Source organism: Streptomyces sp. SID4985 (assembly GCF_009863025.1).
In the GTDB taxonomy this organism is placed as follows: Bacteria; Actinomycetota; Actinomycetes; order Streptomycetales; family Streptomycetaceae; genus Streptomyces.
On sequence record NZ_WWIR01000582.1, the window covers coordinates 1 to 26,327 of the forward strand.

21 protein-coding genes are annotated in these 26,327 nt (G+C 71.6%); 15 read left to right on the forward strand and 6 right to left on the reverse strand.

The genetic code is table 11. The annotated features are described in order from the left end of the window. Window positions 1-89 precede the first annotated feature (89 nt). Window positions 90-1,310: a PP2C family protein-serine/threonine phosphatase gene (locus GTW40_RS24835; RefSeq protein WP_343245780.1), complete on the reverse strand. Its 1,221-nt coding sequence runs from the start codon at window positions 1,308-1,310 to the stop codon at window positions 90-92. Between the two features lie 212 nt (window positions 1,311-1,522). Between GTW40_RS24835 and GTW40_RS24840 the strand changes: the two genes are divergently transcribed. From GTW40_RS24840 to tgmC, 7 genes are all read left to right on the forward strand, one after another. Next, window positions 1,523-1,999: a hypothetical protein gene (locus GTW40_RS24840; protein WP_202486385.1), complete on the forward strand. Its 477-nt coding sequence runs from the start codon at window positions 1,523-1,525 to the stop codon at window positions 1,997-1,999. A 143-nt stretch (window positions 2,000-2,142) separates the two neighbouring features. Next, on the forward strand, window positions 2,143-3,096 hold the full coding sequence (locus GTW40_RS24845; protein WP_161182393.1) for a hypothetical protein: 954 nt from the start codon (window positions 2,143-2,145) through the stop codon (window positions 3,094-3,096). Window positions 3,097-3,155: 59 nt separating this feature from the next. Beyond that, the gene (locus tag GTW40_RS24850) at window positions 3,156-3,698 is read left to right on the forward strand and encodes a hypothetical protein (RefSeq protein WP_161182394.1); all 543 of its coding nucleotides are present in this window, start codon (window positions 3,156-3,158) and stop codon (window positions 3,696-3,698) included. Between the two features lie 90 nt (window positions 3,699-3,788). After that, window positions 3,789-5,030, forward strand: a complete 1,242-nt coding sequence (locus tag GTW40_RS24855) for a helix-turn-helix transcriptional regulator (RefSeq protein ID WP_161182395.1) — start codon at window positions 3,789-3,791, stop codon at window positions 5,028-5,030. 181 nt (window positions 5,031-5,211) lie between these two features. After that, window positions 5,212-5,493: a putative ATP-grasp-modified RiPP gene (gene tgmA / locus GTW40_RS24860; RefSeq protein ID WP_161182396.1), complete on the forward strand. Its 282-nt coding sequence runs from the start codon at window positions 5,212-5,214 to the stop codon at window positions 5,491-5,493. Next, window positions 5,490-6,443 (forward strand): ATP-grasp ribosomal peptide maturase, encoded by a 954-nt coding sequence (tgmB, locus tag GTW40_RS24865; RefSeq protein WP_161182397.1) that lies wholly within the window; start codon window positions 5,490-5,492, stop codon window positions 6,441-6,443. The genes tgmA and tgmB overlap by 4 nt, the downstream gene beginning before the upstream one ends. A 2-nt stretch (window positions 6,444-6,445) precedes the next feature. Further along, window positions 6,446-7,585 (forward strand): ATP-grasp peptide maturase system methyltransferase, encoded by a 1,140-nt coding sequence (gene tgmC / locus GTW40_RS24870; RefSeq protein WP_161182398.1) that lies wholly within the window; start codon window positions 6,446-6,448, stop codon window positions 7,583-7,585. Here tgmC and GTW40_RS24875 read toward each other — a convergent pair. Next, on the reverse strand, window positions 7,572-8,933 hold the full coding sequence (locus tag GTW40_RS24875) for a PLP-dependent aminotransferase family protein (protein ID WP_161182399.1): 1,362 nt from the start codon (window positions 8,931-8,933) through the stop codon (window positions 7,572-7,574). The genes tgmC and GTW40_RS24875 overlap by 14 nt on opposite strands. Before the next feature lie 89 nt (window positions 8,934-9,022). On the opposite strand from GTW40_RS24875, the gene GTW40_RS24880 reads away from it, so the two are divergent. The 6 genes from GTW40_RS24880 to GTW40_RS24905 all read left to right on the forward strand — a co-directional run bounded on the left by GTW40_RS24880 (window position 9,023) and on the right by GTW40_RS24905 (window position 17,180). Beyond that, a complete protein-coding gene (locus GTW40_RS24880) occupies window positions 9,023-9,811 on the forward strand; it encodes an alpha/beta fold hydrolase (protein WP_161182400.1) in 789 nt (262 codons plus the stop codon). Window positions 9,812-9,856: 45 nt separating this feature from the next. Then, the gene (locus GTW40_RS24885; protein ID WP_161182401.1) at window positions 9,857-11,791 is read left to right on the forward strand and encodes an FUSC family protein; all 1,935 of its coding nucleotides are present in this window, start codon (window positions 9,857-9,859) and stop codon (window positions 11,789-11,791) included. 101 nt (window positions 11,792-11,892) lie between these two features. Continuing rightward, complete coding sequence (locus GTW40_RS24890; RefSeq protein WP_161182402.1) at window positions 11,893-13,956, forward strand: VWA domain-containing protein; 2,064 nt, start codon at window positions 11,893-11,895, stop codon at window positions 13,954-13,956. Between the two features lie 128 nt (window positions 13,957-14,084). Next, entirely contained in the window at window positions 14,085-15,800 is a 1,716-nt protein-coding gene (metG, locus tag GTW40_RS24895; protein WP_161182403.1) for a methionine--tRNA ligase, read from the forward strand. A 60-nt stretch (window positions 15,801-15,860) separates the two neighbouring features. Beyond that, window positions 15,861-16,304, forward strand: coding sequence for a hypothetical protein (locus GTW40_RS24900; RefSeq protein ID WP_237525665.1), 444 nt, complete (start codon window positions 15,861-15,863; stop codon window positions 16,302-16,304). A 186-nt stretch (window positions 16,305-16,490) separates the two neighbouring features. Continuing rightward, window positions 16,491-17,180 (forward strand): nucleotidyl transferase AbiEii/AbiGii toxin family protein, encoded by a 690-nt coding sequence (locus tag GTW40_RS24905; RefSeq protein ID WP_161182404.1) that lies wholly within the window; start codon window positions 16,491-16,493, stop codon window positions 17,178-17,180. 58 nt (window positions 17,181-17,238) lie between these two features. Here GTW40_RS24905 and aspS read toward each other — a convergent pair whose 3' ends face one another. Beyond that, complete coding sequence (gene aspS / locus GTW40_RS24910) at window positions 17,239-19,002, reverse strand: aspartate--tRNA ligase (protein WP_161182405.1); 1,764 nt, start codon at window positions 19,000-19,002, stop codon at window positions 17,239-17,241. Window positions 19,003-19,188: 186 nt separating this feature from the next. On the opposite strand from aspS, the gene GTW40_RS24915 reads away from it, so the two are divergent. After that, the gene (locus GTW40_RS24915) at window positions 19,189-21,396 is read left to right on the forward strand and encodes a SpoIIE family protein phosphatase (RefSeq protein ID WP_161182406.1); all 2,208 of its coding nucleotides are present in this window, start codon (window positions 19,189-19,191) and stop codon (window positions 21,394-21,396) included. Here the strand turns inward: GTW40_RS24915 and GTW40_RS24920 are convergent. The 3 genes from GTW40_RS24920 to GTW40_RS24930 form a co-directional block, all read right to left on the reverse strand. Then, window positions 21,393-22,442 (reverse strand): AI-2E family transporter, encoded by a 1,050-nt coding sequence (locus GTW40_RS24920; protein ID WP_161182407.1) that lies wholly within the window; start codon window positions 22,440-22,442, stop codon window positions 21,393-21,395. The genes GTW40_RS24915 and GTW40_RS24920 overlap by 4 nt on opposite strands. Window positions 22,443-22,670: 228 nt before the next feature. Then, window positions 22,671-23,648 (reverse strand): pirin family protein, encoded by a 978-nt coding sequence (locus GTW40_RS24925; RefSeq protein WP_161182408.1) that lies wholly within the window; start codon window positions 23,646-23,648, stop codon window positions 22,671-22,673. 142 nt (window positions 23,649-23,790) lie between these two features. Continuing rightward, window positions 23,791-24,267: an SseB family protein gene (locus GTW40_RS24930; protein WP_161182409.1), complete on the reverse strand. Its 477-nt coding sequence runs from the start codon at window positions 24,265-24,267 to the stop codon at window positions 23,791-23,793. A gap of 209 nt (window positions 24,268-24,476) precedes the next feature. Between GTW40_RS24930 and GTW40_RS24935 the strand changes: the two genes are divergently transcribed. Further along, window positions 24,477-26,303 (forward strand): acyl-CoA dehydrogenase, encoded by a 1,827-nt coding sequence (locus tag GTW40_RS24935; protein ID WP_161182410.1) that lies wholly within the window; start codon window positions 24,477-24,479, stop codon window positions 26,301-26,303. The last annotated feature ends 24 nt before the right edge of the window (window positions 26,304-26,327 follow it).

Here is a 26,327-nt window from a genome sequence, read left to right on the forward strand (position 1 = left end):
GGGGCACGCCGGGGACGGGGAAGGTCCCCCTTGCGGGGGTGGGCCGGGACGGCGGGGGCTGGGGCGGGCCCGGGACGGCGAACGTCCGCCTACCCGGACGCGTCCGGCAGCCGCCGTACCGCGAACACGGTGGTGTCGTCGGCGAGCCGCCCCCGCGTGTGCCGCAGCACCCCGTCCCGCACGGCCCGCACCAGCCGGTCCGGCGCGGCGCGCCCCGGGTCACGGGTGACGGCCCGGTCCAGCTCGCGTACGAGCGCGTAGAACTCTCCGCTGCGGTCGCGGGCCTCGGTGACGCCGTCGGTGACGACGAGAAGGGTCTCGTCGGGGTGGAGTTCGGGGGCGGGGACTGCCATCGGGGCCTCCGCCGGGGTGTCGGACGGGGTGTTGGCCGGACCGCCCGCCGGGTCACCCGTCAGGCCGCCCGCCAGGTCCCCCGTCAGATGGCCGAAGCCGATCGGGAGGCGTTCGGTGCCGGGGAGGGGGCGTACGCCGTGGGGGCCGACGGCCAGGGGCGCCTCGTGGCCGAAGTTGATGACCTCGACCGTGTCGCCGTGCCGTTCCGAGAAGCCGAGCAGGACGGCGGTGGCGAAGCGCTCGCCGTCGTAGCGGCCGAGCGCGGCGGTGTGGCCGCGGTGGCGGTACATGCGGATCTCCAGCCGGTCGGCGACGGTCGCGAGGTCGGGCTCGTGGTACGCCGCCTCGCGGAAGGTGCCGAGCAGCGCCGCCGCCGTCTCCACCGCGCCGAGCCCCTTGCCCTGCACGTCGCCGACGAGGACCCGGGTGCCGTGCGGGCCCGGCTGGATGTCGTAGAAGTCGCCGCCGACCCGCGCGTCGGTGTCGGCGGCCAGATACACCCCCGCGTGCTCCAGTCCCGCCCAGCCCGGGGGCAGCGGGCGCAGCACCGTACGGCGGGTCGTCTCCGCGATGTCCCGCATGTGGCCCTCGCGCCGCTCCCGGCGGGCCCGCAGCTCGGCGGCGACGACGGCCAGCGCGCCGCCGAGCGCGACCAGCACGAAGTCGGCGTTCCCGGCCCGGTACGGATCCGGGAAAGCGGTGTCCACGGCGACGTACGTGGCCAGCGACAGCAGGGCGAACACCACGGTCGTCCCCACCCCGCACAGCGCGGCGGCGACGCTGGGCACCAGGACGATCCAGGAGACCACCCGGAACCGCTCCCCGGTCGTGAGGTCCACCGCCGCGAGGGCGACGAGCAGCAGCAGCGGCACCAGCCAGGCCACTCCGCACCCGCCGACCCGGAGCCACTCCCGCTGGTCCAGGTGGTCGATCCGCTTCACGAGGCCCTCCGTCACGAACCCGTCCGCGTCCGGACGGCCGGGCCCTCCGTGTGCCTCAGCGAAGCACGGACACACCGCGCGCGCATCCGGGCGCCGGGGAGGCGCCCCGCCCTGTCGACTTGCCGGGCCGCCGCCCCCGGTGTGCTCTGGAGTGTGGAGCGGCATCAGGTGACGTCACGCGATGTCGGACGACGTCAGGCGAGATGCCAGGCGAGAGGAGCGCTCTCATGGCTCACGCGGCACCCGCGCCCGGCGCGCGGACCGGCGGCGCCCGTACCTCCGGCCGGGGCGGCCCGGCCCGCACCGGGCCGACGCCCAACGTGCTCGACGCCCGCACCCACCGGATGCTCAGGATCGTCGTACCGGTCCTGCTCGGGCTGATCTACGGCTACTGGGCGGCGGCCAACCGGCGCTCCGGCGGCCCCATCACCGGCTGGAACCTGCTCTTCGGGTTCCTCACGGCCCTCGTGTTCGCGGTCGTGCTCATCGCCCTGCTGACCGTGGCCCCCCGGCTGCGGCGCGAGCTGCACGCGGCGGCTTGGGCGGTGTTCATCGGCTGCTCGTTCGGCTTCCTCTACAGCCAGACCGGCGACTCGATCTACCGCTCGGTGGGGAACTCGATCGCGGTCGCGGTGGTGACGTTCATCGTGTTCTTCTACCGCTTCTACACCCGCGAGGACGCGGCGGGACACCGCGTCCACTGACCCCGCGCCGATCCCTCACGCCCGTGGACCCCGGCCCGCCCGGCCGGGGTCCACGGGCGTGAGGGTTCCCCCGGGTGCCGCCGCATTCCCCCGTACGCCCGCCCCCGCTCGCGCGCCACCCCCGCCAGCCCTTGCCTGGAAGGGTGTCCCCTCGTTTCCGGAGCGTCGTGTCAGCCGCGCTGATCGCGCTGGCCTGCCTCCTCGTGCCGTTCGGCGCGACGGCGGCCTGGGCGGCGTACACGCTCACCGACACGGGCCGCTACGTCACCACCATGGCGCCGCTCGCCGCCGATCCCGACGTACGGGAGGCCATCGCGGAGGCGGTCGGGGACGGCATCCTGCGCGCGGCGGACCAGCGCATGGACATGAGCCCGGTACGGGCCTCGGTACGGCCCTTCGTACGCGACGCGGTCCGCTCCTTCACCCGCACCCCCGCCTTCCGGCTGGCCTGGGACACCGGCAACCGGATCACCCACGACGCGGTGCTGCGCGCGCTGCGCGACGAGGGCCCGGCCACCGGGGCACCGGGCGCCGCCGTCACCGTCGACCTCGCCCCCGTCACCGCCCGGGTCAAGCAGCAGCTCACCCGGGACCATGTACCGCTCGCCGCCCGCATCCCGGTCCAGCACACCGTCGTCCCGGTGCTCCCGGCGGGCGACCTGACCCGGTTCCGCAAGGGGTACCACATGCTGGAAGTCGCCGGTTTCTGGCTGCCGGTGGCGGCCGTCGTGCTCGCCTCGGCCGGGATCGCCCTCGCCGTCAGCCGCCGCCGCGCGATCGTCGCGACCTCGCTCGGCACGGCCCTCGGCGGCGCCCTGCTCGCCCTCGCCCTCACCGTCGGCCGCGCCCTCACCCTGGCCGACCTCCCGCCCGACGTCCCCCACCCGGTCGCCGCCGCCGTCTACGACACCCTCACCGCCACCCTCCGCACGGTCTCCTGGCTCCTGCTCACCCTGGGCGTCACGGTGGCCCTGACGACCTGGCTGACCCGGCGCCGGGCGCGCCCGGAGGAGCCCCGGAAGCCCGAGGAGAAGCGCAAGAACCGACCGCCCACGTCCCCGGACCAGGTCCAGGAGGACGGCCGGGCGCAGGTCTGAGTCCCGGGCCCAGGTCTGAGCGCCGAGCGCTGTCAGTGCCCGGACCTACCGTGCACCGCATGAGGCACTGGATAGACGGACCCCTCGGCTGGATACACGGCCGCTGGATGACCGGCGAGGAGACCAACGTCGTCTTCTTCCGCGGCACTTGCCTGGACTCGCTCACCCGCGGCCTGCTCGGCCAGCACCGACGCCCCCGCGCGTACGGCAAGGGCGACGACTGGGGCGTCCTGATGCACGACATGCACGCCTGGGACTGTGGCGCCACCGGCGACTACGCGGGCGCCCACTACACCGCCCTGTGCCCGCCCGGCGCCGAACTGGCGGTCTTCATCACCGAACCGTGCCTGGCGAAGGCCCACGGCCCCTGGTTCGAGTACTACCGCGACGGCCGCCTCCACACCGCCCTCACCTTCGAGTCCCTCGGCGACGGAACCGGCCACGCCCCGGACCACTTCCTCCCGGCCCTCACCGAGGCCCGCCTGACCGGCCCCCTCACCGAGGCCGACGAACGCGACCACGAGGAACGCACGGTGGCGGCGATCACCCGCTTCCTGGGACTCCCCGAGCTGGAAGTCGCCATGCCGTCGACCGCTCCCTGACCCCGAATCACCCCCCCTCTCCACCCTTGCCCAGAAGGCGACTTGGCGTGTGCCGCGTCGGCGTACGCTGACGGAGAGGAGTGATGACGCATGTCGGACGAACTCGCGGAGAACCTGAAACGGCTCCGGCGCGCCAAGGGCTGGAGCCAGGAGCAGCTCGCGCACCGGGCCGGCCTCTCGGTGGGGCCCGTACGAAAGATCGAGCAAGGGCACAGCGGGGTCCGCATGGAGACCCTGCACGGTCTCGCCCGGGCTCTTGGAGTGCGGACATCGGACCTGATGGCGGCCGGACCGCCGCAGCCGGTCCCGCACGAGGACCCGAACAGCCGGAACCTGCGCGCCCTGCGCATCGCGCTCACGCCCGCGCTCGGCCTCGGCCGGACGCACGCCCCGGCCGGTGACGAACCGGATCTGCGCCGCCTGCGCCGCATGACCCACGACAACTCCGTCCTGTACTTCGCGGACACCTACGCGAGCATCGCCTCGGAGCTTCCCGTGCTCATCAGGGCGGCCGATGACGCGGTGGCCTGGTTCGACTCGGGCGACGCCCGCGCAGCGGCGCTGGTGGCCCGCTCGCGGGTCATGAACCTGGTGGGGCGGTATCTGACGCAGATCCGGCAGTACGACCTCGCCCATGTGGCGGCCCGACGCGCCATCGAGGACGGTCGGGCCGCCGGGGACGACCTGGCCGCCGCGTCCGGGGTCGGCGGGATGTGCTGGCTGCTGGTACGGACCGAGCGCTTCGACGAGGCGGAGGACATCGCCGTCGCCACGATGGATGTCGTGGAACCCAAGATCATGGGGGCCTCGGACGACCAGTACGCGACCTGGGGCGGCCTGGCCATGGAGGCTGCGGCCGCGGCCGTCCGGAACAACCGGCCCGACGCGGCCAAGGCCATGCGGAAGGCCGCCGGGACCGCCGCGAAGGCCGTGGGCAGGACACACAGGAACCTCCTGCGCCACTGGTCCATGTTCGGTCCGGTCACGGCCACCATGAAGGAGCTGGAGGACTTCATGATCGCGGGCGACGCCCGGTCCGTGGTCCGCAAGTCCGGCGAGGAGCCGAACCTCCAGGAGAAGAACTGGAAGAAGCTCGGCGGCCCGAGCACCAATGACGGCAACCGCTATCGCCTGGACCTGGCCCGCGCCCACGTCCGCTCGGGCGACCTGACCGCCGCGATGGAAGAACTGGCCGCCGCGGACCGCGCCGCGCCCGAGTGGTTCCGCCACCAGGCGTCCGCCGCCGTCACTTTCGAGGAAATCACCAAGAAGCGGCGGACCCTGACCACCGAGATGCGCGAGGTCGGCACCCACCTGGGACTCTTCCTCTAACTGCACTGCGGCGATGCAGTTCTGACGTTCTGTCACCGAAAGCGCATCACTGCGCGACTGGCAGGCCGACCCCTCCGCTTCTAACTTTGTGTGCCTGAATGGTCACGAATGGGGACGGTCGCCGGTCGTCCCGTGGATACGCCCGGCCCACCTGGCGCCCTCCACCGCAAAGGAGACTCCCGTGCTCGGAACGACGACTGCCGAAACCCCGGTGCCGCCCCCGTGGGGCCTGGCTCGCCTGGTCCCCCTCCGCAACGGCACTCCCGGCACCTACCGCTACGCGGGAATCGACCCCGAGACGCAGACGGGTCGCTGGGTGAACGGCGACGGCGCCCTGGTACCCGCCGAACTCGGCAAGCACGGGACGAGCGTCAACACCTACCCGCCGACACAGGTCAGCAAGGACGGCAAGCAGGACGCCGACAGCGGCCACGACGCCACGCAGGACGAGGGCCAGTCGTGACTTCCGGGCGCGCGGTGCTGGTGGCGACCGAGGACGAGGACGCCACCGCCGACCTGGTGATAGCCGAGCTGAACCGTCGCCGCGTACCCGTCGTACGGTTCGACCCCGGCCGGGACTTCCCGGACAAGGTCGGCCTCACGGCGTACGCGGAGCAAGGGGGCTGGTCCGGTCGGCTGACCGCACACGGCCGCACGACCGCGCTGGAGGAGGTCCGGGCGTTGTATCACCGCCGCCCCAGCCTCTATCAGGGGTACGACAGCGAGGACCAGGCACAGCGGTTCGCCGCCCAGGAGAACCGACGCGGTCTGGGCGGGGTACTGGCGTCCCTCCCGAACTGTCTGTACCTCAGCCATCCGCAGGCCATCGCGCGGGCCGAGTACAAACCCGCACAGCTCGCCGAGGCGAAACGGCTCGGGTTGTCGGTGCCGAGGACCCTCCTCACCAACAACCCGGCGGAAGCGCACGCCTTCGCGGCGGAACAGCCGACCATCTACAAGCCCCTGCACGCTGGTTCGTACAGCGTGCACGGGGAGCCTGCGGGTATCTGGGCTGCCGAAGTGGCGAGCCGGGAGATCGACGACCGCGTATCGGGCTGCGCGCATCTCTTCCAGGAGCGCGTCGACAAGTCCGCCGACGTCCGCGTGGTGGTCGTGGGCGAGGACGTGTTCTGTGCCCGCATCACGGCGCCGGAAGGAGTTGTCGACTGGCGGGCCGAGTACCGGCACCTGACGTACGAGGCGGTGGACTGCCCCGGCGAGATCCGGCAGGCACTCCTCCGCTTTCTCTCCGTCTTCGGCCTCGGTTTCGGGGCCTTCGACTTCGCTCTGTCGACCGATGGCGGCTGGTGGTTCCTGGAGTGCAACCCCAATGGGCAGTGGGCGTGGCTGGAGCATGCGACCGGTCTCCCCATCGCCTCGTCCATCGCTGATCTGCTGGAGAAGGGCGAGTGACCATGAGTGCTGAGTTCCCGGACTCGGAGAAGCTACGCGACGAACTCGCGCACCGGCTCAGGGCGATGGGCGCACTGCGTAGCGAGGCGTGGGGGGCTGCCGTCCTCGGTGTCCCCCGCGAGGCGTTCCTCGGAGACGGCTGGTTCGAGTACGAGGACGGCGGCTGGTACCGACCGCGCTTCCCGAGGGGCGCCGAGGATCTCCGGCGCATCTACGACGACGACACCCTCGTGACCCAGGTGGCCGGCGAGGTCGTACCGCGGGACGTCGAAGGGCGCATCCGGCAGATCCCCACGTCGTCCTCGACGCTGCCGAGCCTCGTGGTGCGGATGCTCGAGGAGCTGCGCGTGTGCCGCGCCGAGCCGGAACCGCGGGCGCGGGTATTGGAGATCGGCACCGGCACCGGCTACTCCACCGCTCTGATGTGCCATGCGCTCGGCTCCGAGAGCGTGACATCCGTCGAGGTCGATCCCGGCGTCTCGGTCCGCGCGGGCGTCTCGCTGGCCGGTGTCGGTCTCCACCCCGAGCTGGTGGTCGGCGACGGTCTGCTCGGCCACGCGGAAGGCGCTCCGTACGACCGGATCATCGCCACGTGCGGCGTCCACCACATCCCCCGGGACTGGATCGAGCAGACCAGGCCCGGCGGCGAGATTCTGGCCACCGTGGGCGGCTGGACGGGCGCCTCCGAACTTGTCCGCCTCACGGTCTCCGATGACGGCACGGCCACCGGCCCCGTGCTCGGTGGCCAGGTGTCCTTCATGCTCGCCCGGCCGCACGAGGCCCCACCCCTGGGCCTGCTGCCGGACACGCGCAATGCCGAAGCCGAGGAGACCGAGGTGGGAGCGAACCTCCTGGACGACTGGACACCCCGTTTCATCGCCCGCTTCGCGGCCCCCCGCACCCAACGGATCGTCCTGGAGCGCGACGGACACCTGGAGCATCTGTTCCTGGATGTCTCGTCGGGCTCATGGGCCGCGCTGCACGAGAGCGACGGTACGTGGCATGTCCGGCAGGGCGGCCCGGAACGGCTCTGGGACGTCGTCTCCCGGCAACTACTGCGCTGGACCAAGGACGGCCGCCCTGGGGCCGAGCGAATGACCCTGCACGTCGGCCCGGGCGGCGAACACCTCACCTGGACCTGACGCTCCCCGAACCGTCGAGCGGGAATTCTCGCGCGACCTCCGCCAACACCCCAAGCGCCCGCACCAGTTCCCCCTCCGACACCGAGCCGAGCCCCAGCCGTACCGCGTCCGGGGTATGCGCCGGGGACACGGCGAAGGCGGTGCCCGGTGTCACCGCGATTCCCCGGGCGCGGGCCGCCGCCGTGAAGGTGTCCGCGCGCCAGGGGGTGGGGAGGGGCCACCAGGTGTAGTAGGAGGACGGGTCGGTGAGCAGGGGGAAGCCGGACAGGGCCTGGGTGGCGAGGAGTTGGCGGTGACGGGCATCCGCGCGCTTCGCCGCCGCCAGGCGGTCCGCCGTGCCGTCGCCGATCCACCGCACAGCCGCCTCCAGGGCCAGCGACCCCGCGCTCCAGCCCCCGGACCGCACCGCCCGTGCCACCTCACCGGCCCGCGCGGGCGGTACGGCGGCGAAGCCGACGGTGAGGCCCGGGGCGATCCGCTTGGACAGGCTGTCGACGACGTGGCCGAGGCCGGGGAGGAGCACCGAGAACGGCGGCTCGTCGTCCTCGTGAAGGAAGGACCACACGCGGTCCTCCACCACCGGTATCCCCAAGTCCACGATCAGCTGGGCCAGTTCAGATCTGCGCTCCGCGTCCAGCGTCAGTGACGTCGGGTTGTGCAGCGTCGGCTGGAGGTAGAGCGCCGACAGCGGCGCCGAGCGGTGTGCGGTGGCGAGGGACGCGGGGAGGGGGCCGCGTTCGTCCGTGGCCAGCGGGACCAGCGTGGCGCCGAGGCGGGCCGCGACCTCTCTCACCAGCGGATACGTCAGCAGTTCGACGCCGATCCGGCCGCCGGGGCGGACCAGGGAGGCGAGGGTGGCGGCGATGGCCTGGCGGGCGTTGCCGGTGAAGACAATTCCGTCGGGGTCCTGGGAGCCCCGGGGAAGCAGTCCGGCGAACGCCTCCCTCGCCGCTTCCGTCCCCGCCGCCGGGGCGGGCAGGCGCAGCGCCTCAGAGAGGGCGTCGGGGCGCAGGAGTTCGGCGAGGACGGGGGCCAGCAGCTCCGACTGGCCTTCCACACAGGGGTAGTTCAGCTCCAGGTTCACCGTCGCGGGACCGCAGGAGGTCTCCGTCAGCGCGTGCCCCGGCTGCGCGTCCGGCACCGTGGCGCGTACGAACGTGCCCCGCCCTACCTCGCCCACCACCAGTCCCCGGCGGGCGAGTTCGCCGTACACCCGCTCGGCGGTGGACGCGGCGATGCCGTGGCGGCGGGAGAACGCCCGTTGTGGCGGCAGCTGTTGGCCCACCCACAGCCGCCCCCGCGCGATGTCGGCGGCGATCCGGTCGGCGATCCGGCGATAGTCGTCCACAACTCCCCTTGTCCAGCGACGTATTCCCATTGCACCGAGGGCAAAGATTTCATTGCACCGAGCCGGACGCGACTCCTAGGGTCGGACCCATGCCCCCCTTCCTCGCATACGACGACAAAGGCCCCGAAAACGGCCGCCTGCCCCTGGTCCTCGTCCACGGCCACCCCTTCGACCGCACGATGTGGGCCCCGCAGCTCGCGGAGTTCTCCGCCGGGCGCCGGGTGATCGTCCCCGATCTGCGCGGGTACGGCGCCTCCCCGGTGACCCCCGGCACGGTCCCGCTCTCCCGGCACGCGCGCGACATCGAGAGCCTGCTCGACCACCTCGGGGTGAGCGTCTTCGTGCTCGCCGGGCTCTCCATGGGCGGGCAGATCGCCATGGAGTGCGTGGGGCGGTTCGATGCCCGCGTCCGGGGTCTCGTCCTCGCGGACACCTTCCCCAAGCCGGAGACCCCCGAGGGCGTACGGTCCCGGCACGCCATGGCCGACCGGCTGCTCGCGGAGGGGATGGCCGGGTACGCCGACGAGGTGCTGGAGCGGATGGTCGCGCCGTATGCCGAGCCCGAGGTCAAGGCGCATGTGCACCGGATGATGACCGGCACCGATCCCGAGGGCGCCGCCGCCTCCCTGCGCGGCCGCGCGGCCCGCCCCGACTACCGGCCGCTGCTCGCCGGGCTCACCACGCCCACCCTGGTGATCACCGGCGTCGACGACACGTACACACCGGTCGCGGACGCGGAGGCGATACACGCGGCGCTGGCGGACGCGCGGCTGCACGTCGTACCCGGCGCGGCGCATCTGCCGAACCTGGAGCGCCCGGAGGAGTTCAACCGGGTGCTGGGGGCGTTCCTGGCGGAGGTGGCGGAAGTGGACGCGTAGACGCGGGACCGGGGGCTCATCGGGCGAAGCGACCATAATGGGCGCATGTCCCGAGAGCTCCCGATCGGCCTCACCCCTCCCGACTGGCTGGTACGGAACCTCCGCGCGCAGCCCGCGCCGGTCAACTGGGCCGCCGTGGCCCGGGCCTCCATCGCCCTGGCCCTCCCGCTGGCGCTCGGGTTCGCGCTCGGCTACCCCGCGTACGGCGCGCTCGCCTCCATGGGCGCGCTCAACGGCGTCATCGGCGACACCGCCGACGCCTACCGGATGCGCGTCATCACCATCGCCGTACCCCAGCTCATCGGCGCCGTCGGCGTCATCCTCGGCACGCTCGTCTTCGGGCAGGGCTGGGCGGCGGTCGTGGTCGTCACCGGTGTCGCGCTGGTCTCCGGGATGATCTCGACCATCGGCACGGTGGCCTCCGTGTCGGGCCTGCTGCTCCTGCTCAACTGCGTCGTCGGCGCGGGCCTGCCGCTGCCGCGCCCCTGGTGGCTGGCGCCGCTGCTGATGACCGGCGGCGGACTGCTGGTCCTGGCGCTCGCCCTGCTCGCCTGGCCGCTGCGCGCCGGGGTGCCCGAACGCGGCTCCGTCGCCCTCGGCTACCGCAGGGTCGCCGACCTGCTGGCCGCCTGCGGCGGACCCCCCGAGCGGTACGTCGCCGCCCGCTTCGACGTCACCCGCGCGCTGAACCAGGCGTACGACGTCCTCCTCGGCCACCGCGCCCTGCACCACGCGCGCAGCCCGGAACTCACCCGGCTGATCGCCCAGTTGAACGCGATCACGCCGGTGATCGAGGCGGCGCCCGCCGTCGACCTCACCGGCAAACCGCTGCCCCCGGAGGTCCCGGAGACGGTGCGCCGCCTGGCCGCCGACGTGGCGGCGGGCCGTACCGGCCGGCTGGACCTGCCCGAGCCGCCCCCGCCGACCACGGAGACCGCCCGCGCCCTCGACCACGCGCTGCGGCACGCCGTCGAGGTGGTCGCGGCCCCGCACGTGGACCCGCTCGGCGTGGACGACCACGCCGTACCGCTGCGCGTTCGCACGTCGCGGGCCGCGCGCAACGTCGTCCTGTCCGCCAACTCCTGGCGCTACGGCCTGCGTCTGGCCCTGTGTATCGGCATCGCGCAGGCCCTGGTCTCCCTGGTGCCCGTCCCCCGCTCGTACTGGGTCGCGCTGACCATCACCTTCGTCCTCAAGCCCGACTTCGGCTCGGTGTTCTCCCGCGCGCTGCTGCGGGCGCTGGGCACGGTGGTGGGCCTCGTACTGGCGGCGGCGGTACTGGCCGAAGTGCCGCTGGGCTGGTGGGACGTCCCGGTGATGATGGTGCTGGCCCCGCTGGTCCCGGCCCTCACCCCGCGCGGCTACGGCTACCAGACCGCCGCGATCACCCCGGTCATCCTGCTCCTCTCCGACATCCTCAACCACCAGGGCGTCCATCTGCTCCTGCCCCGGCTCCTCGACTCCCTGATGGGCTGCGGGATCGCGCTCGTCGCCGGGTATCTGCTGTGGCCGGAGAGCTGGCACAGCCGGGTCGGCGACCGGCTCGCGGACGCGGTGGCCGACACGGCGGCGTACGTCGAGGCGGCGTTCGGCGCCGACACGGCGCCGTCCGCCCGCACCCGGATGCGGCGCCGCCTGTACCGCGATCTGTCCACCATCCGGACGGAGTTCCAGCGCGCCCTGACCGAACCACCGCCCACGGGACGCCGTGCGGCGGCCTGGTGGCCGCTGGTGGTGGCCGTGGAACGCATCGTCGACGCGACGACCGCGGCCCGGGTCCGCGTACGCCACGGCGCGGCTCCGCCCGCCCCCGCCGAGGTCCACCATGTCGCCCGCCAACTCCGTGAACTGGCCGAATCCGTACGGCAGACCGACACCCTCACCGCCGTCCGCACCGACCTCACCGGACCCTCCGACAGCGTCCTTGAGCCGCTCCGCCAAGAGGTCGCCGCCGCCCGCGCGATCGCGACACCCCACTGACGACACCCCCGGTGCGGCCGGAACCCGCGCCTCAGGGCCGCTAACCTTACGTGTCCGTCCTGGCCAGCGATCGGCATCAACTCACGCGAAGGGTTGCGCACATGGGCATTCTCACTCTCCTGAGGAACGCGTTCGGCCGCCGCAAAGAGCGTCCCGCCGACCCAGAGAATGCGCCTGCCGTCCCGGAACCCCGCGAACACGAGCTGGTTTCGGCGGCGTTCGACGAGGTGACCGTGCCGAGGCAGCTGGCCGGTGGAGCGGAGACCCGGGGTACGGCTGAGTCGGCGGTTGCGGCTGAGGCTGAGGTCGCGGAGACGGCTGTTACGGCGGAGCCGGACGAGGTTGAGGTCGCGGGGGCGGCTGAGTCGGCCGAGGTGGCGGAGGCGTCGGTTACGGCGGAGCCGCGTGAAGCCGCGGTCGCGGAGGAAGCGGTTACGGCGGAGCCGGGCGAGCCCGAGACCACCGAGACCACCGCGACTGCGGAGCCGAAGGAAGCCGAGATCGCCGAGGCGTCGGTGGTCGCCGCTGAGACGCGTGAGCTGCACGAGGCCGAGGTCGCGCTGGAGCCGAGCGAGTCCGAGGTCACGGAAGCTGCGGCCGAGGTTGCGGTTGCGGCGGAGGCGAAGGAATCCGAGGTCGCGGAAGCGACGGTTACGGCTGAGCTGGCTGAGGCTGAGGTCGCGGAGGTGGCTGTTACCGCGGAGCCGGACGAGCCCGAGATCACCGAGGCGTCGGCGGTCCCGGCGAAGACGGACGAGACGAAGGACGCGGGAGCGGCGACCGCAGCCGAGCCGGGCGATGCCGAGGCCCCGGAGACGGCGGCCGCCACGGCGGAGCCGAGCGAGACGGCCACCGAGATCGCTGAGCAGCAGGCGGAGACCGAGGTCGCGGAGGCCGTGGCCGAGGCGGAGAACGTCGAGGTGCCTGAGCAGCGGGCGGAGCCGGAGACGGCGACCGCCGAGCCGACCGAGCCGGAGAACGCCGAGGTCACCGAGGCTGCGGTGACGGCCCCGGCGGAGCCGAGCGAGCCCGAGGTCACGGAGACCACGCCCCAGGTGCCCGCGCAGCGCACGGAGATCGAGGCGAGCGAACTCGACATCACGGTCGTGTCCGAGGCCACCGAGCCGGAGACGCAGGCCGAGCCCGCGCAGGCGACGCAGCCCGAGCCCGCCCAGGAAGCGGAGCCCGAGCCCGCCGAAGAGCCGCAGGCCAAGGCCGCGCAGGAGGCACAGCCGGAACCCGCGCAGGCGACGCAGCCCGAGCTCGCGCAGCAGACGCGCCCCGAGGCCGCCGAAGAGTCGCAGGCCGAGGCCGCCGAGGCCACCACCGCACCCGAGGCCGCCGACGGCGAGGACACCCCGCAGGGGCCACCCGCACCCGACAACGAAAGCCGCACGGGTGGTGCGGGTGGGAACCAGACCGCCGCCGATGGCGAAGCCGAGGCGGACCAGGCCAAGCACCCCGCCCCCGCCGAAGGCGAGAACCGTGCGGGTGGGAACCAGACCGCCGCCGAAGGCGAAGCCGAGGCGGACCAGGCCCAGGCAACCCCCGCCAACGACACCCCCGCCACCACCGCCCTCGCAAAAGCCGACCTCGCCACCACCCCCGCGAAGACCTACCTCGTCCTCGACCGCTCCGCGAGCATGCGCCCGTACTACAAGGACGGCTCCGCCCAGGCCCTGGCCGACCAGGCCCTCGCCCTCGCGGCGGAGCTGGACAAGGCCACGCCCGCCATCCACGTCGTCTTCTTCTCGACGGAGGTGGACGGCACCACGGACCTCACCCCCGACACCACGCAGACCGTCGACGACATGCACGCCACCCTCGGCCGCATGGGCCGTACCAGCTACCACGCCGCCGTGGAAGCCGTACTCGCCCACTACGACAAGCACCACACCCCCGCCGACAAGGCCCTCGTGATCTTCCAGACGGACGGCGCCCCGGACGCGAAGACCCCCGCCACCCAGGCCCTGACGAACGCCGCGAAGACCCACCCGAACGTCTTCTTCTCCTTCGTCGCCTTCGGTGAGCACGACAACAAGGCCTTCGACTACCTCCGCAAGCTGAAGACCCCGAACACGTCCTTCTTCCACGCGGGCCCGACCCCCCGCGAGCTGACGGACGCCGAGCTGTACGAAGGCGTACTGGCAGGCTGGCGCCCGTAAGGGAACCCGCAGCCCCCAGATCCCCGTATGCCGCCCGCGTCCACCCCGTAAAACGGGAGGCGGGCGGCATACACACGTCGGCTACGATTTCAAGGTTCGTACCCGTAGCGACCTGGGAGCAGCCCCCGATGGCTCGACACCTCATCACCAGCGCCCTTCCGTACATCAACGGGATCAAGCACCTGGGCAACATGGTGGGGTCCATGCTCCCGGCGGACGTGTACTCCCGGTACCTCCGCCAGCGCGGCCACGACGTCCTGTACATCTGCGCGACCGACGAGCACGGCACCCCCGCCGAGCTGGCCGCCAAGGAGCGGGGCCTGGCGGTGGACGAGTTCTGCGCCCAGGCGCACGACGCGCAGAAGACGGTCTACGACGGCTTCGCGCTCGCCTTCGACTACTTCGGCCGCAGCTCCTCCGCCGAGAACCGGGACATCACCCAGCACTTCGCGCGGAAGCTGAACGAGAACGGCTTCATCGAAGAGCGGGCGATCCGCCAGGTCTACTCGCCCACCGACGGCCGCTTCCTGCCGGACCGCTACGTGGAGGGCACCTGCCCGCACTGCGGCTACGACAAGGCCCGCGGCGACCAGTGCGAGAACTGCACCCGCGTGCTGGACCCGACGGACCTGATCAACCCGCGCAGCGCGATCTCCGGCTCCACGGACCTGGAGGTCCGCGAGACCAAGCACCTCTTCCTGCTGCAGTCCAAGCTCCAGCACGAGGTCGAGGAGTGGGTGGCCCGGCACGAGCAGGACTGGCCGCAGCTGGCGTCCTCCATCGCCCGCAAGTGGCTGACCGAGGGCCTGCACGACCGCGCGATCACCCGTGACCTTGACTGGGGCGTGCCCGTCCCGGCGGACACCTGGCCGGAGCTGGCGGCCGAGGGCAAGGTCTTCTACGTCTGGTTCGACGCCCCGATCGAGTACATCGGCGCGACGAAGGAGTGGGCGGACCAGGACCCGGAGAACCGGGACTGGAAGTCCTGGTGGTACGAAGCCGACGACGCCGTCCGCTACACGCAGTTCATGGCGAAGGACAACGTCCCGTTCCACACGGTGATGTTCCCGGCGACCGAGCTGGGTGTGCGGGAGCCGTGGAAGAAGGTCGACTACGTCAAGGCGTTCAACTGGCTGACGTACTACGGCGGCAAGTTCTCCACCTCGCAGAAGCGCGGCGTCTTCACGGACCAGGCCCTCGACATCCTGCCCGCCGACTACTGGCGCTACTTCCTGATCGCCAACGCCCCCGAGTCGGACGACTCGTCCTTCACGTGGGAGCACTTCACCGCGACGGTGAACAAGGACCTGGCGGACACGCTGGGCAACTTCGTCAACCGCGTCCTGTCCTTCTCCCGCAAGCGCTTCGGCGACGAGGTCCCGGCGGGCGGCGAGCCCGGCGAGGCGGAGGCGCGCCTGGGCGAGGAGATCGCCGGGCTGCTCGCGGAGTACGAGACCCAGATGGAGGCGCTCCAGTTCCGCAAGGCGGCCGCCGCCCTGCGCGCCCTGTGGTCGGCCGGCAACTCCTACCTGGAGGAGAAGGCCCCCTGGCTGGAGATCAAGACCGACAAGGACGGCGCGGCCCTCACCCTGCGCACGGCGATGAACCTGATCCACCTCTACGCGGTGGTCTCGGAACCCTTCATCCCGGCCTCCTCGGCGGCAATGCGCGCGGCGTTCTCCCTCCCGGAGGACACCGCCACCTGGATCACCCAGGAAGAGGCCAAGTCCCTCTCCGCGGTCCCCACCGGCACCCCCTTCACCGTCCCCCCGGTCCTCTTCGCCAAGCTGACGGACGAGGACCTGGAGACGTACAAGGAGCGCTTCGGCGGCACGGACGCGTAACACCACTCGGGCGCACACGGGTCCGCGGGGGTCACACGCCCCCTGCGGACCCGTGCCCGTATGGAGGCCATCGGTACGCGCCTGCCGTCCGACTTCAAGGCGCTCGCCGAGTGGTACCCGGCGTTCGAGCTGGACGACTTCCTGGGCGTCTTCGTTCCCCGGCCCGGAGAGGAACGCGCCTGGGCCGGGGCAGACGAGGGGCCGTACTCGGACTACCCGGCCGACCTGCGTCCCCCTGAGCTCGTCTCGACGAACCTGCTGTCCTGGGGAGGCTCCATGGAAGGCGATTACTTCTTCTGGAGCGTGCTCGGCGACGACCCCGACCACTGGCCGGTCACCATCTGCTCCCGCAACGGCCCCTGGTGGCACTACGAGGGCGGAACGGTCCAGTTCCTGGCAGAGCTCGTCAACGGCACCCTGGAGCCCTGGGCACTCCCTCCGGTCGACCCCGAAGTCACCGGCTGGGGCGTCGCGGGCGGCGACTTGCAGGAAGCAGCCAGCTGAGGGCCCGCCGGCTCGACCTCGCTCCCACGGTCACCCGTGCGGAAGAGCTGATCACTACGGTCTCCGAGGGCGCGCCCGAGGGATGAAATCCCGGGCCGGAACCGAGCCCCGCGAGGTGACGGGGCGCTGGGTCTGGGAAAGTTCAGCCTGTCCGAGCAGCACAGGAACCGTCCCCTTGGCCACGCCGTGAACCTTCCCGACCCCCACCGCCGTCTTCTCGCCGATGTCGTCACCGCGGGGGCCCCGTACGGGCTCGTGCTGGCCGGGGGGTATGCCCTGCAGGCGCATGGGATCGTGCGGCGGGCGCACCGGAACCTGGACTTCGCGAGTGAGAGCGGGGTGGGGATGGAGGAGATCGCCCGGGGGCTCGCGGGGGCGTTGGAGGTGCGGGGGCGGAGGGTCGAGGTGCGGGGTGTCGGTTCGTTCGCCGCGCAGCTGGTCGTCGGCGATCCGCCGAGCGGGGAGACCGTCGAGCTGGCGCTGCACAAGGAGGCGCTGTGGGAGCCGCCCGAGCTGACGGAGTACGGGCCGTCGCTGTCGCTGGAGGACGCCGTCGGGACCAAGGTGCGGGCGTTGTACGACCGAGGGGCGGCCGTCGATCTCGTGGACGCGCGGGCCGCGGCCGGACGGTTCTCGTTGCCGGAGCTGGAGGAGCTGGGGCGGCGGCACGCGTACGACGTGTTCGATCTGCCCACGCTGCAGGCGCGGCTGACGGGGACCGACTTCTATCCGGACGGGGACTTCATCCGGTACGGGCTCACCCGACAGGACGTCTCCGACCTGCGCGCCTGGGCCCAGCACTGGTCCGACGACATCGGTGAACGGCTCCTGGAGGACGGCGCCGATCCGGATCAGGAAAGCGAAGAGAGCGAATAGAGAACGGAGACGGCCCGGCTCCCCTCAAGGAGCCGGGCCGTCTTACGCGCACCGCTTACTACTTCGGCTGCGGCTTCCTGATGTTCAGGTGCAGCTCCCGCAGGCGGGACTCGTCCAGCTCGGTCGGGGCGCCCATCATGAGGTCCTGGGCGTTGCCGTTGAGCGGGAAGGCGATCGTCTCGCGGATGTTGGGCTCGTCCGCGAGGAGCATGACGATGCGGTCGACGCCGGGGGCGATGCCGCCGTGCGGCGGGGCGCCGAAGCGGAACGCGCGGAGCATGCCGGCGAACTTGTCCTCGACCGTGTCACGGTCGTAGCCCGCGATCTCGAAGGCCTTGAGCATGATGTCCGGCTCGTGGTTCCGGATCGCGCCGGAGGACAGCTCGACGCCGTTGCAGACGATGTCGTACTGCCAGCCCAGGATGTCCAGCGGGTCCTGGGTCTCCAGGGCCTCCAGACCGCCCTGCGGCATCGAGAACGGGTTGTGGGAGAAGTCGATCTTCCCCGTCTCCTCGTCCTTCTCGTACATCGGGAAGTCGACGATCCAGCAGAAGCGGAAGACGCCGTCCTCGAACTGGCCCGCGCGCTTGGCCGCCTCGACGCGCACCGCGCCCATGATCTTGGAGACCTCGTCGAACTCGCCCGCGCCGAAGAACACCGCGTGGCCGGGGGCCAGCGACAGACGCTTGGTCAGCTCGGCGACGTTCTCCTCGGTGAGGAACTTGGCGATCGGGCCGGTCAGCGAACCGTCCTCGCCGACGCGGACCCAGGCCAGGCCCTGCGCGCCCTGCGAGACGGCGAACTCGCCGAGACCGTCGAAGAACTTGCGGCTCTGGCCCGCGACGTCCGGCACCGCGAGCGCGCGCACGTGCTTGCCCGCGAACGCCTTGAACGCCGAGCCCTCGAAGACGTCGGTGATGTCGACGAGCTCCAGCTTGGCGCGCAGGTCCGGCTTGTCGGAGCCGTACTTGAGCATCGCCTCGCGGAACGGGATGCGCGGGAACGGCGAGGTGACGTGGCGGCCGCCGCCGAACTCCTCGAACAGCTCCGTCATGAGCTTCTCGATCGGCTGGAAGATGTCCTCCTGCTCGACGAAGCTCATCTCGACGTCGAGCTGGTAGAACTCGCCCGGCGAGCGGTCGGCGCGGGCGTCCTCGTCGCGGAAGCAGGGCGCGATCTGGAAGTACCGGTCGAAGCCGGAGATCATCAACAGCTGCTTGAACTGCTGCGGCGCCTGCGGCAGGGCGTAGAAGCGGCCCGCGTGGACGCGCGAGGGCACGACGTAGTCGCGGGCGCCCTCGGGGGAGGTGGCGGACAGGATCGGCGTCGCCATCTCGTTGAAGCCCATCGCGGACATCTTCTGCCGCATGGCGGAGATGACCGCCGTGCGCAGCATGATGTTGCGGTGCATCCGCTCACGGCGCAGGTCCAGGAAGCGGTACTCCAGGCGCCGCTCCTCGTTCACGCCGTCCTCGGCGTTGATCGTGAAGGGCAGCGGGGCGGCGGCGCCGAGCAGCTCGACCTCCGCGACCTCGACCTCGACCTCACCGGTGGGCAGCTCGGGGTTCACGTTCTCGGTTCCACGTGAAACAACGCGGCCGTCGATGCGGACCGTGGACTCCTTGGAGATGGAGTCCAGGGCCTCGTACGCGGGGGTGCCGGGGCGGGCGACCAGCTGCGTGATGCCGTAGTGGTCACGCAGATCGATGAAGAGGATGCCGCCCAGGTCGCGACGATTGTGCAGCCAGCCACTGAGCCGGACGTCGGTGCCGACGTCAGAGGCGCGGAGCTGGCCGCAGGTGTGGGACCTGTACCGATGCATCGTCGTTCATCGTCCTTTGCGCTTCGGGGTACCGAGATTGCTCTCTCTCGGCTGTGTACGGGCACGGGGCCCGGACCCATCAAGGGTACCGGGCAGGCCAAGATCGGCTCCCCACCATTACGGTCCGCACTGCCGTCCGCCGATCCACGGTGGCAGCCCAGGGTCACCTCTTCTTAAAGTGGGGCAATGCGCACTGGCGAGCCGCTTCCGTCCACGGGGGACATCCTCGCCGCCCTCGCGACCGGACTGTGGCACTGGGACACGGCGACGGAACTGGTCACCGTGGACGCGGAGGCGGCACGGCTGCTCGGCCTCCCCGCGCGCCCCACCACTCTCACCGAGGCCCAGGCCCGCGCCCGGCTGCACCCCGACGACTGGAACGAGATCACCGGGGTGGTGCCGCTCGCGGTGGCCGAGGGCACGCTGGCCGAGGTGCGCATCCGGATCATCGACGAGCAGGGGCACGTCCTCCGGGTCGTACGCAGCCGCTCCAAGCCGTCGTACGACCGTGAGCGGCACGCGTACGAACTGATCGGCACCCTCCAGGAGGTGACCGAGCCCGCGCCGGGCACGTCGTCGGCGCGCAGCGCGGTCACCGGGGACTGGCGGCGCTCGCGCGAGGCGTTCCTGCTGGACGCGGGCCGGGCGCTGGCCGAGGCGCGCTCCACGGAGGAGGTGCTGCGGGTCGCGGCCGGCCTGTCGATGCCGGGGTTCTCCCCGGACGGCCTCGCGGTGTTCGGCGTGGAGGGCGAGCGGCTGACGATCATCGGCCACCACGGCTACGCGCCCGGCGACGACGGCCCCTTCACCCATATGCCGCTGAGCACCAACTATCCGGCCGCCGAGGTCGTCCGCACCGGCCGCGCCGTCTATCTCTCCTCGCCCGGCGACTACCGGGACCGCTATCCGGCCGCCTGGCCGCTGGCCGAGCAGTTCGGGCGCCGTTCGTGGGCGTTCCTGCCGCTGACGGCGGGCGGGCACACGATGGGCGCCTGGATGGCGGCGTTCAGCTATCCGGTGGCGTTCACCCCGGACGAGCGGGCCGTGCTCACCACCGTGGCCCGGATGCTCGCGCAGGCGCTGTCGCGGGCGAGCGCCGCCGAGACCCAGCGGGAGCTGACCGAGGGCCTCCAGCGCTCCATGCTGCCCTCGCTGATCGCCGGGATACCCGGCATGAACGTGGCCGCCCGCTACATACCGACCGGCGGCGGCCTCCAGGTCGGCGGCGACTGGTACGACATGATCCCGCTGCCCGGCGGGGCCACCGGGCGCAGTACCGACGGCGGCAGGTTCGCGCTGGTCATCGGGGACGTGCAGGGGCACGACGTACGGGCGGCGGGGCTGATGGGCCAGCTGCGCATCGCCCTGCGCGCCTACGCCGCCGAGGGGCACCGCCCGGACGCCGTGCTCTCCCGCGCCTCCCGCTTCCTGCACGGCATCACGCACGACGAGGAGCTGGCCCAGCTGCGCTTCGCGACCTGTCTGTACGCGGAGGCCGACCCGGCGACGGGCCGCCTGGAGGTCGCCCGCGCCGGGCACCCGGACCCGGTGGTCCGGATGGCGGACGGCACGGTGATGACCCGGCCGACGGCGGGCGGGCCGCCACTGGGCGTCGATCCGGACGCCGACTATCCGACGACCCGGTTCACCCTGGAGCCGGGCGAGACGATGATGCTGTGCACCGACGGGCTGATCGAGACCGGCGGCCACGACATGGAGAGCGGCTGGCGGCGCGTCCGCGCGATCCTGGAGGAGCACGCCGTCTCGGACGCGGACCGCGAGCGCGGTCTGGAGGAGCTGGCGGACGCGCTGGTGCAGGGCGTGCACGGGCCCTCCTCCCACCACACGACGGGCCCGCTGACCGACCGCCGCGAGGACGACATCGCGGTCCTGCTGCTGTACCGGGGCGAGGAGCCCGAGCGGGAGGAGACGGCCCGCACCCGGGTGCGCAGCACGCTGCTGTCGGTCGCGCAGGACGAGCCCGAGCGGATCGCGGAGGCCCGCCAGTATCTGCGCGAGCTGCTGCACGACTGGGTCTCCCCGGACCAGGTGGACTCGGCGGTGCTGCTGGTCTCCGAGCTGATCACCAACGTGCTGGTGCACACCGACGCGGACGCGCTGCTGCTCGCCGAGATCTTCGGGCAGAGCGGGGCGCGACGGCTGCGGGTCCAGGTCACCGACACCGGCGCCGATCTGCCGCACAAGCGCCGCCCGGGCGAGCTGGCCTCCTCGGGCCGGGGCCTGATGCTGATCGAGCTGCTGGCCGACGCCTGGGGGGTCGAGCCGCAGGGCAAGGGCAAGAGCATCTGGTTCGAGCTGTACGAGCAGGACGGGGAGGGCGGGGAAGGCGGGGGCGCGGCCGCCGTGGAGTGGGGCCTGTCCGACGAGCTCTAGGTCCTGTCGGTCTGGGACTGCTCGTCGTACCGGGTGCGCAGTACGCCCACGATTCCGAAGAACGCCGCCGTGAGCGGAACCGCGAGCAGCATGCCGAGGATGCCCGCGACCGAGGCCCCGGCGGTGATCGTCAGCATCACCACGGCCGGGTGCATCTGGACGGTACGGCTCTGGATGGCCGGCTGGAGGACGTGGCCCTCCAGCACCTGTACGGCGAGGACGACCCCGAGCGCCCACAGGGCGATGACGAAGCCCCGGTCCGCGAGTGCGACCAGGACGGCGACGGCGCCGGAGAGGAAGGCGCCGAGGTAGGGGATGTAGGCGCTGACGAAGACGAGCGCGCCGAGCCCGACCGCGCCGGGTACGCGCAGGATCAGCAGGCCGATGGTGATGCAGACGGCGTCGATGAGCGCGATGAGCGTCGTCCCGCGCATGAAGCCCTCGATCGCCTCGAAGGCGCGGCGGGCCATGGCCTCCATCAGGTCGGCGGTGCCGCCGGGGGCGAGGGTGCGCAGCGCCTTGAGGGCGCGGTGGGAGTCGCGGAGGAAGAAGAACACGAGGAGCAGGGCGAGTACGGCGATGGCGATGGACTCGCCGACGATGCTGACGCCGCTGATGACGTTGGAGACCGCCGTGCCGCCGAACTTCTCCAGCAGCTTGCGGGAGTTGGCGGCGAGGTCGTCGAGTCCGGTGCCCGCGGCCCCGAAGTGCCGGGCGACGGCCTTCGCGGCGTCCCTCAGCGAGGTGACGATCTGGTCGCCGGTGTCCACGAGGGCTGCTACGACGATGTAGACCGCGCCGCCGACCACGGCGACGACTGCCACGCAGGTGAGGGCCGCGGCGAGGCTGGCGTTCAGCCTGGCCCTGACCATCCAGCGGTACAGGGGGCCCAGGAGGGCGGTGCCCAGCAGGGCGAGGAGTACGGGGACGACCGCTGTCCTCAGCTCGCCGCACAACCGGATGCCGACCCAGCCGACCCCGGCGATGAGCAGCAGGACGACACACCAGGCCGCGAAGCGGCGGACGGGGTCGGGCAGTAGCGACACCTGTCCAGCGGATCATGGGCCGGCCTCGGCTGTCGTGCTGCGGCGGGCCGGGCGGGTGAGGGCGCCGTCTCTCCACGCACCGTCTCCCAGGGGGCTCCCACCCCCTGGACCCCCGGCCTATGCCCACCCACCACCCGACTCGGTGGGCCGAAAAGTGGGCCACCAAAACGCCGCCGCCCGGCAGACGCCGTTGTCTGCCGGGCGGCGGGGTTCACAAGCGGGCGGATCTCACGCCTCCGGGCCCGTCTCCGTCATCCCGTGGACCGCGGGGACCGTGCCGAGGCGGCCCTTCTGGAAGTCCTCGAAGGCCTGCATGAGCTGTTCCTTGGTGTTCATGACGAACGGGCCGTAGTGGGCCATGGGCTCACGGATGGGCTGTCCGCCGAGGAGGACGACCTCGAGGTCGGGGGTGTGGGCGTCCTGCTTCTCGTCGGCGCGGACGGTCAGCGAGGAGCCGGCGCCGAAGACGGCGGTCTGGCCCATGTGGACCGGGCGGCGCTCCACGCCGACCGAGCCACGGCCCGCGAGCACGTACGCCAGGCCGTTGAAGTCCTCGCGCCAGGGCAGGGTGATCTCGGCGCCCGGCGCCAGGGTCGCGTGGACCATGACGATCGGGGTGTGCGTGATGCCGGGGCCCTCGTGGCCGTCCAGCTCACCGGCGATGACGCGCAGCAGCGCGCCGCCGTCCGGGGAGGTGAGCAGCTGCACGCTGCCCGCGCGGATGTCCTGGTAGCGGGGGGCCATCATCTTGTCCTTGGCCGGGAGGTTCACCCACAGCTGGAGCCCGTGGAAAAGACCGCCCGAGACGACGAGCTGCTCCGGCGGAGCCTCGATGTGCAGCAGGCCGGAGCCCGCCGTCATCCACTGGGTGTCGCCGTTGGTGATGGTGCCGCCACCGCCGTTGGAGTCCTGGTGGTCGAAGACGCCGTCGATGATGTAGGTCACGGTCTCGAAGCCGCGGTGCGGGTGCCAGGGGGTGCCCTTGGGCTCGCCCGGCGCGTACTCCACCTCACCCATCTGGTCCATCATGATGAACGGGTCGAGGTGGCGGTAGTTGATTCCGGCGAACGCCCGGCGCACCGGGAAGCCCTCGCCTTCGAAACCGCTCGGAGCGGTCGTGACGGTCAGCACCGGACGCGACACGGCGTCGGCGGGAGCGGTCACACGGGGCAGCGTCAACGGGTTCTCGACGGTCACTGCGGGCATGGTCGGTACCTCCTTGTGGGACCACTTTAGTTGAGCGTTGAACTTTCTGCCACTCACAACAGAGCGGGCCCGGAGGAAATTCCCTCCGGGCCCGGGGTGGGGTGGGTCACCCCGTCAGCCGCCGTAGGCGAAGCAATGGCGGCTAGCCGCCGTACATGCGGCGCATCGCGAACTCGACCATCTGCTCCACGGCCTTCGCGTCGAACACCATCCGGTGCTCGCCCTCCATGTCGACCACGAAGCCGTAGCCGGTCGGGAGGAGGTCGATCACCTCGGCGCCGGTGATCACGAAGTACTTGGACTCCTTGCCCGCGTACCGCCGCAGCTCCTTGAGCGAGGTGAACATCGGGATCACCGGCTGCTGGGTGTTGTGCAGGGCGAGGAAGCCCGGGGTGTCGCCGCGCGGGCAGTACACCTTGGACGTGGCGAACACCTGCTGGAAGTCCTCGGCGGACATCGAGCCCGTGGTGAACGCGCGCACCGCGTCCGCGAGGGAGGGCGCCGACGGCTCGGGGTAGAGCGGCGGCTGCTGGCCGTATCCGCCGACACCGCCCGGCATCTGCTGCTGCGGTGGGACGTACTGCTGCTGAGCGCCCACGTTCTGGTCGTAGCCGTACATGCGCGCAAGCCTATCGAGCCGGAGCCCCGGCGCCAGGGGGTGTCGGGGGCCCGGGCCGACGGGCGCCCCGGGGCCGGGCAGAGCCTCCGCGCGGCGAACCCCCGCGGGGTTGCTTCTTATTACCGACGGGTAGCATCATCGGAGCTACTAGTTGGTACGTGAACCAGATGCGAGGAGTCAGTGCCTCGCCGAGACCTGACGGAGTCACCATGGGGCACTACAAGTCCAATCTCCGCGACATCGAGTTCAACCTCTTCGAAGTCCTCGGCCGCGACAAGCTCTACGGCACCGGCCCCTTCGAGGAGATGGACACCGACACCGCCAAGTCCGTCCTGGCGGAGCTGACCCGGCTCTCGGAGAACGAGCTGGCGGAGTCCTTCGTGGACGCCGACCGCAACCCGCCGGTCTTCGACCCCGAGACGAACACCGCGCCGGTCCCGGCGTCCTTCAAGAAGAGCTACAAGGCCTTCATGGACTCCGAGTACTGGCGCCTCGGCCTGCCCGAGGAGATCGGCGGCACCAACACCCCGCCGTCCCTGATCTGGGCGTACGCGGAGCTGGTACTCGGCGCCAACCCCGCCATCTGGATGTACTCCTCCGGCCCGGCGTTCGCGCGCATCCTCTTCGAGGAGGGCACCGAGGAGCAGAAGAAGTGGGCCTCGATCGCGGTCGAGAAGACCTGGGGCTCCACCATGGTGCTGACCGAGCCGGACGCCGGTTCGGACGTGGGTGCGGGCCGCACCAAGGCGGTCCAGCAGGAGGACGGCTCCTGGCACATCGAGGGCGTGAAGCGCTTCATCACCTCCGGTGAGCACGACATGGAGGAGAACATCCTCCACTACGTGCTGGCGCGTCCCGAGGGCGCCGGTCCCGGCACCAAGGGCCTCTCCCTCTTCCTCGTCCCGAAGTTCCTCTTCGACGGCGAGTCCGGCGAGCTGGGCGAGCGCAACGGCGTCTACGCGACCAACGTCGAGCACAAGATGGGCCTCAAGGCCTCCAACACCTGCGAGATGACCTTCGGCGACCGCCACCCCGCCAAGGGCTGGCTGATCGGCGACAAGCACGACGGCATCCGCCAGATGTTCCGCATCATCGAGTTCGCCCGCATGATGGTCGGCACGAAGGCGATCTCCACGCTGTCGACGGGCTACCTCAACGCGCTGGAGTACGCCAAGGAGCGCGTCCAGGGTCCGGACCTGGCGAACTTCATGGACAAGGCCGCGCCCAAGGTCACCATCACGCACCACCCCGACGTGCGCCGCTCGCTGATGACGCAGAAGGCGTACGCGGAGGGCATGCGCGCCCTCGTCCTCCACACCGCCTCCGTCCAGGACGCGATCGCGGTCAAGGAGGCGAACGGCGAGGACGCCTCCACCGAGCACGCGCTGAACGACCTGCTCCTGCCGATCGTCAAGGGCTACGGCTCCGAGAAGGGCTACGAGCAGCTCGCCCAGTCGCTCCAGACCTTCGGCGGCTCCGGGTTCCTCCAGGAGTACCCGATCGAGCAGTACATCCGCGACGCGAAGATCGACACCCTCTACGAGGGCACCACGGCGATCCAGGGCCAGGACTTCTTCTTCCGGAAGATCGTCCGCAACCAGGGCGCCGCGCTGAACTCGCTCGCCGAGGACATCAAGAAGTTCCTGGCGCTCGGCACCGGCGGCGAGGAGCTGGCGGGCGCCCGCGAGCACCTGGCCAAGGCGGCCGTGGAGCTGGAGGCCATCGTCGGTCTGATGCTGACCGACCTCGCGGCCACCGAGCAGGACGTCAAGAACATCTACAAGGTGGGCCTCAACACCACCCGCCTGCTGCTCGCCTCCGGCGACGTGATCGTCGGCTACCTGCTGCTGCGCGGTGCCGCCGTCGCCGCCGAGAAGCTGGAGACCGCGTCCGCCAAGGACAAGGCGTTCTACACCGGCAAGATCGCGGCGGCGAAGTTCTTCGCGGCCAACGTCCTGCCCGGCGTGACCCTGGCCCGCAAGGTCGCCGGCACCGTCGACCTGGACCTGATGGAGCTGGACGAGGCGGCCTTCTAAGCTCTCGCACTCCGGCTCTTCCCC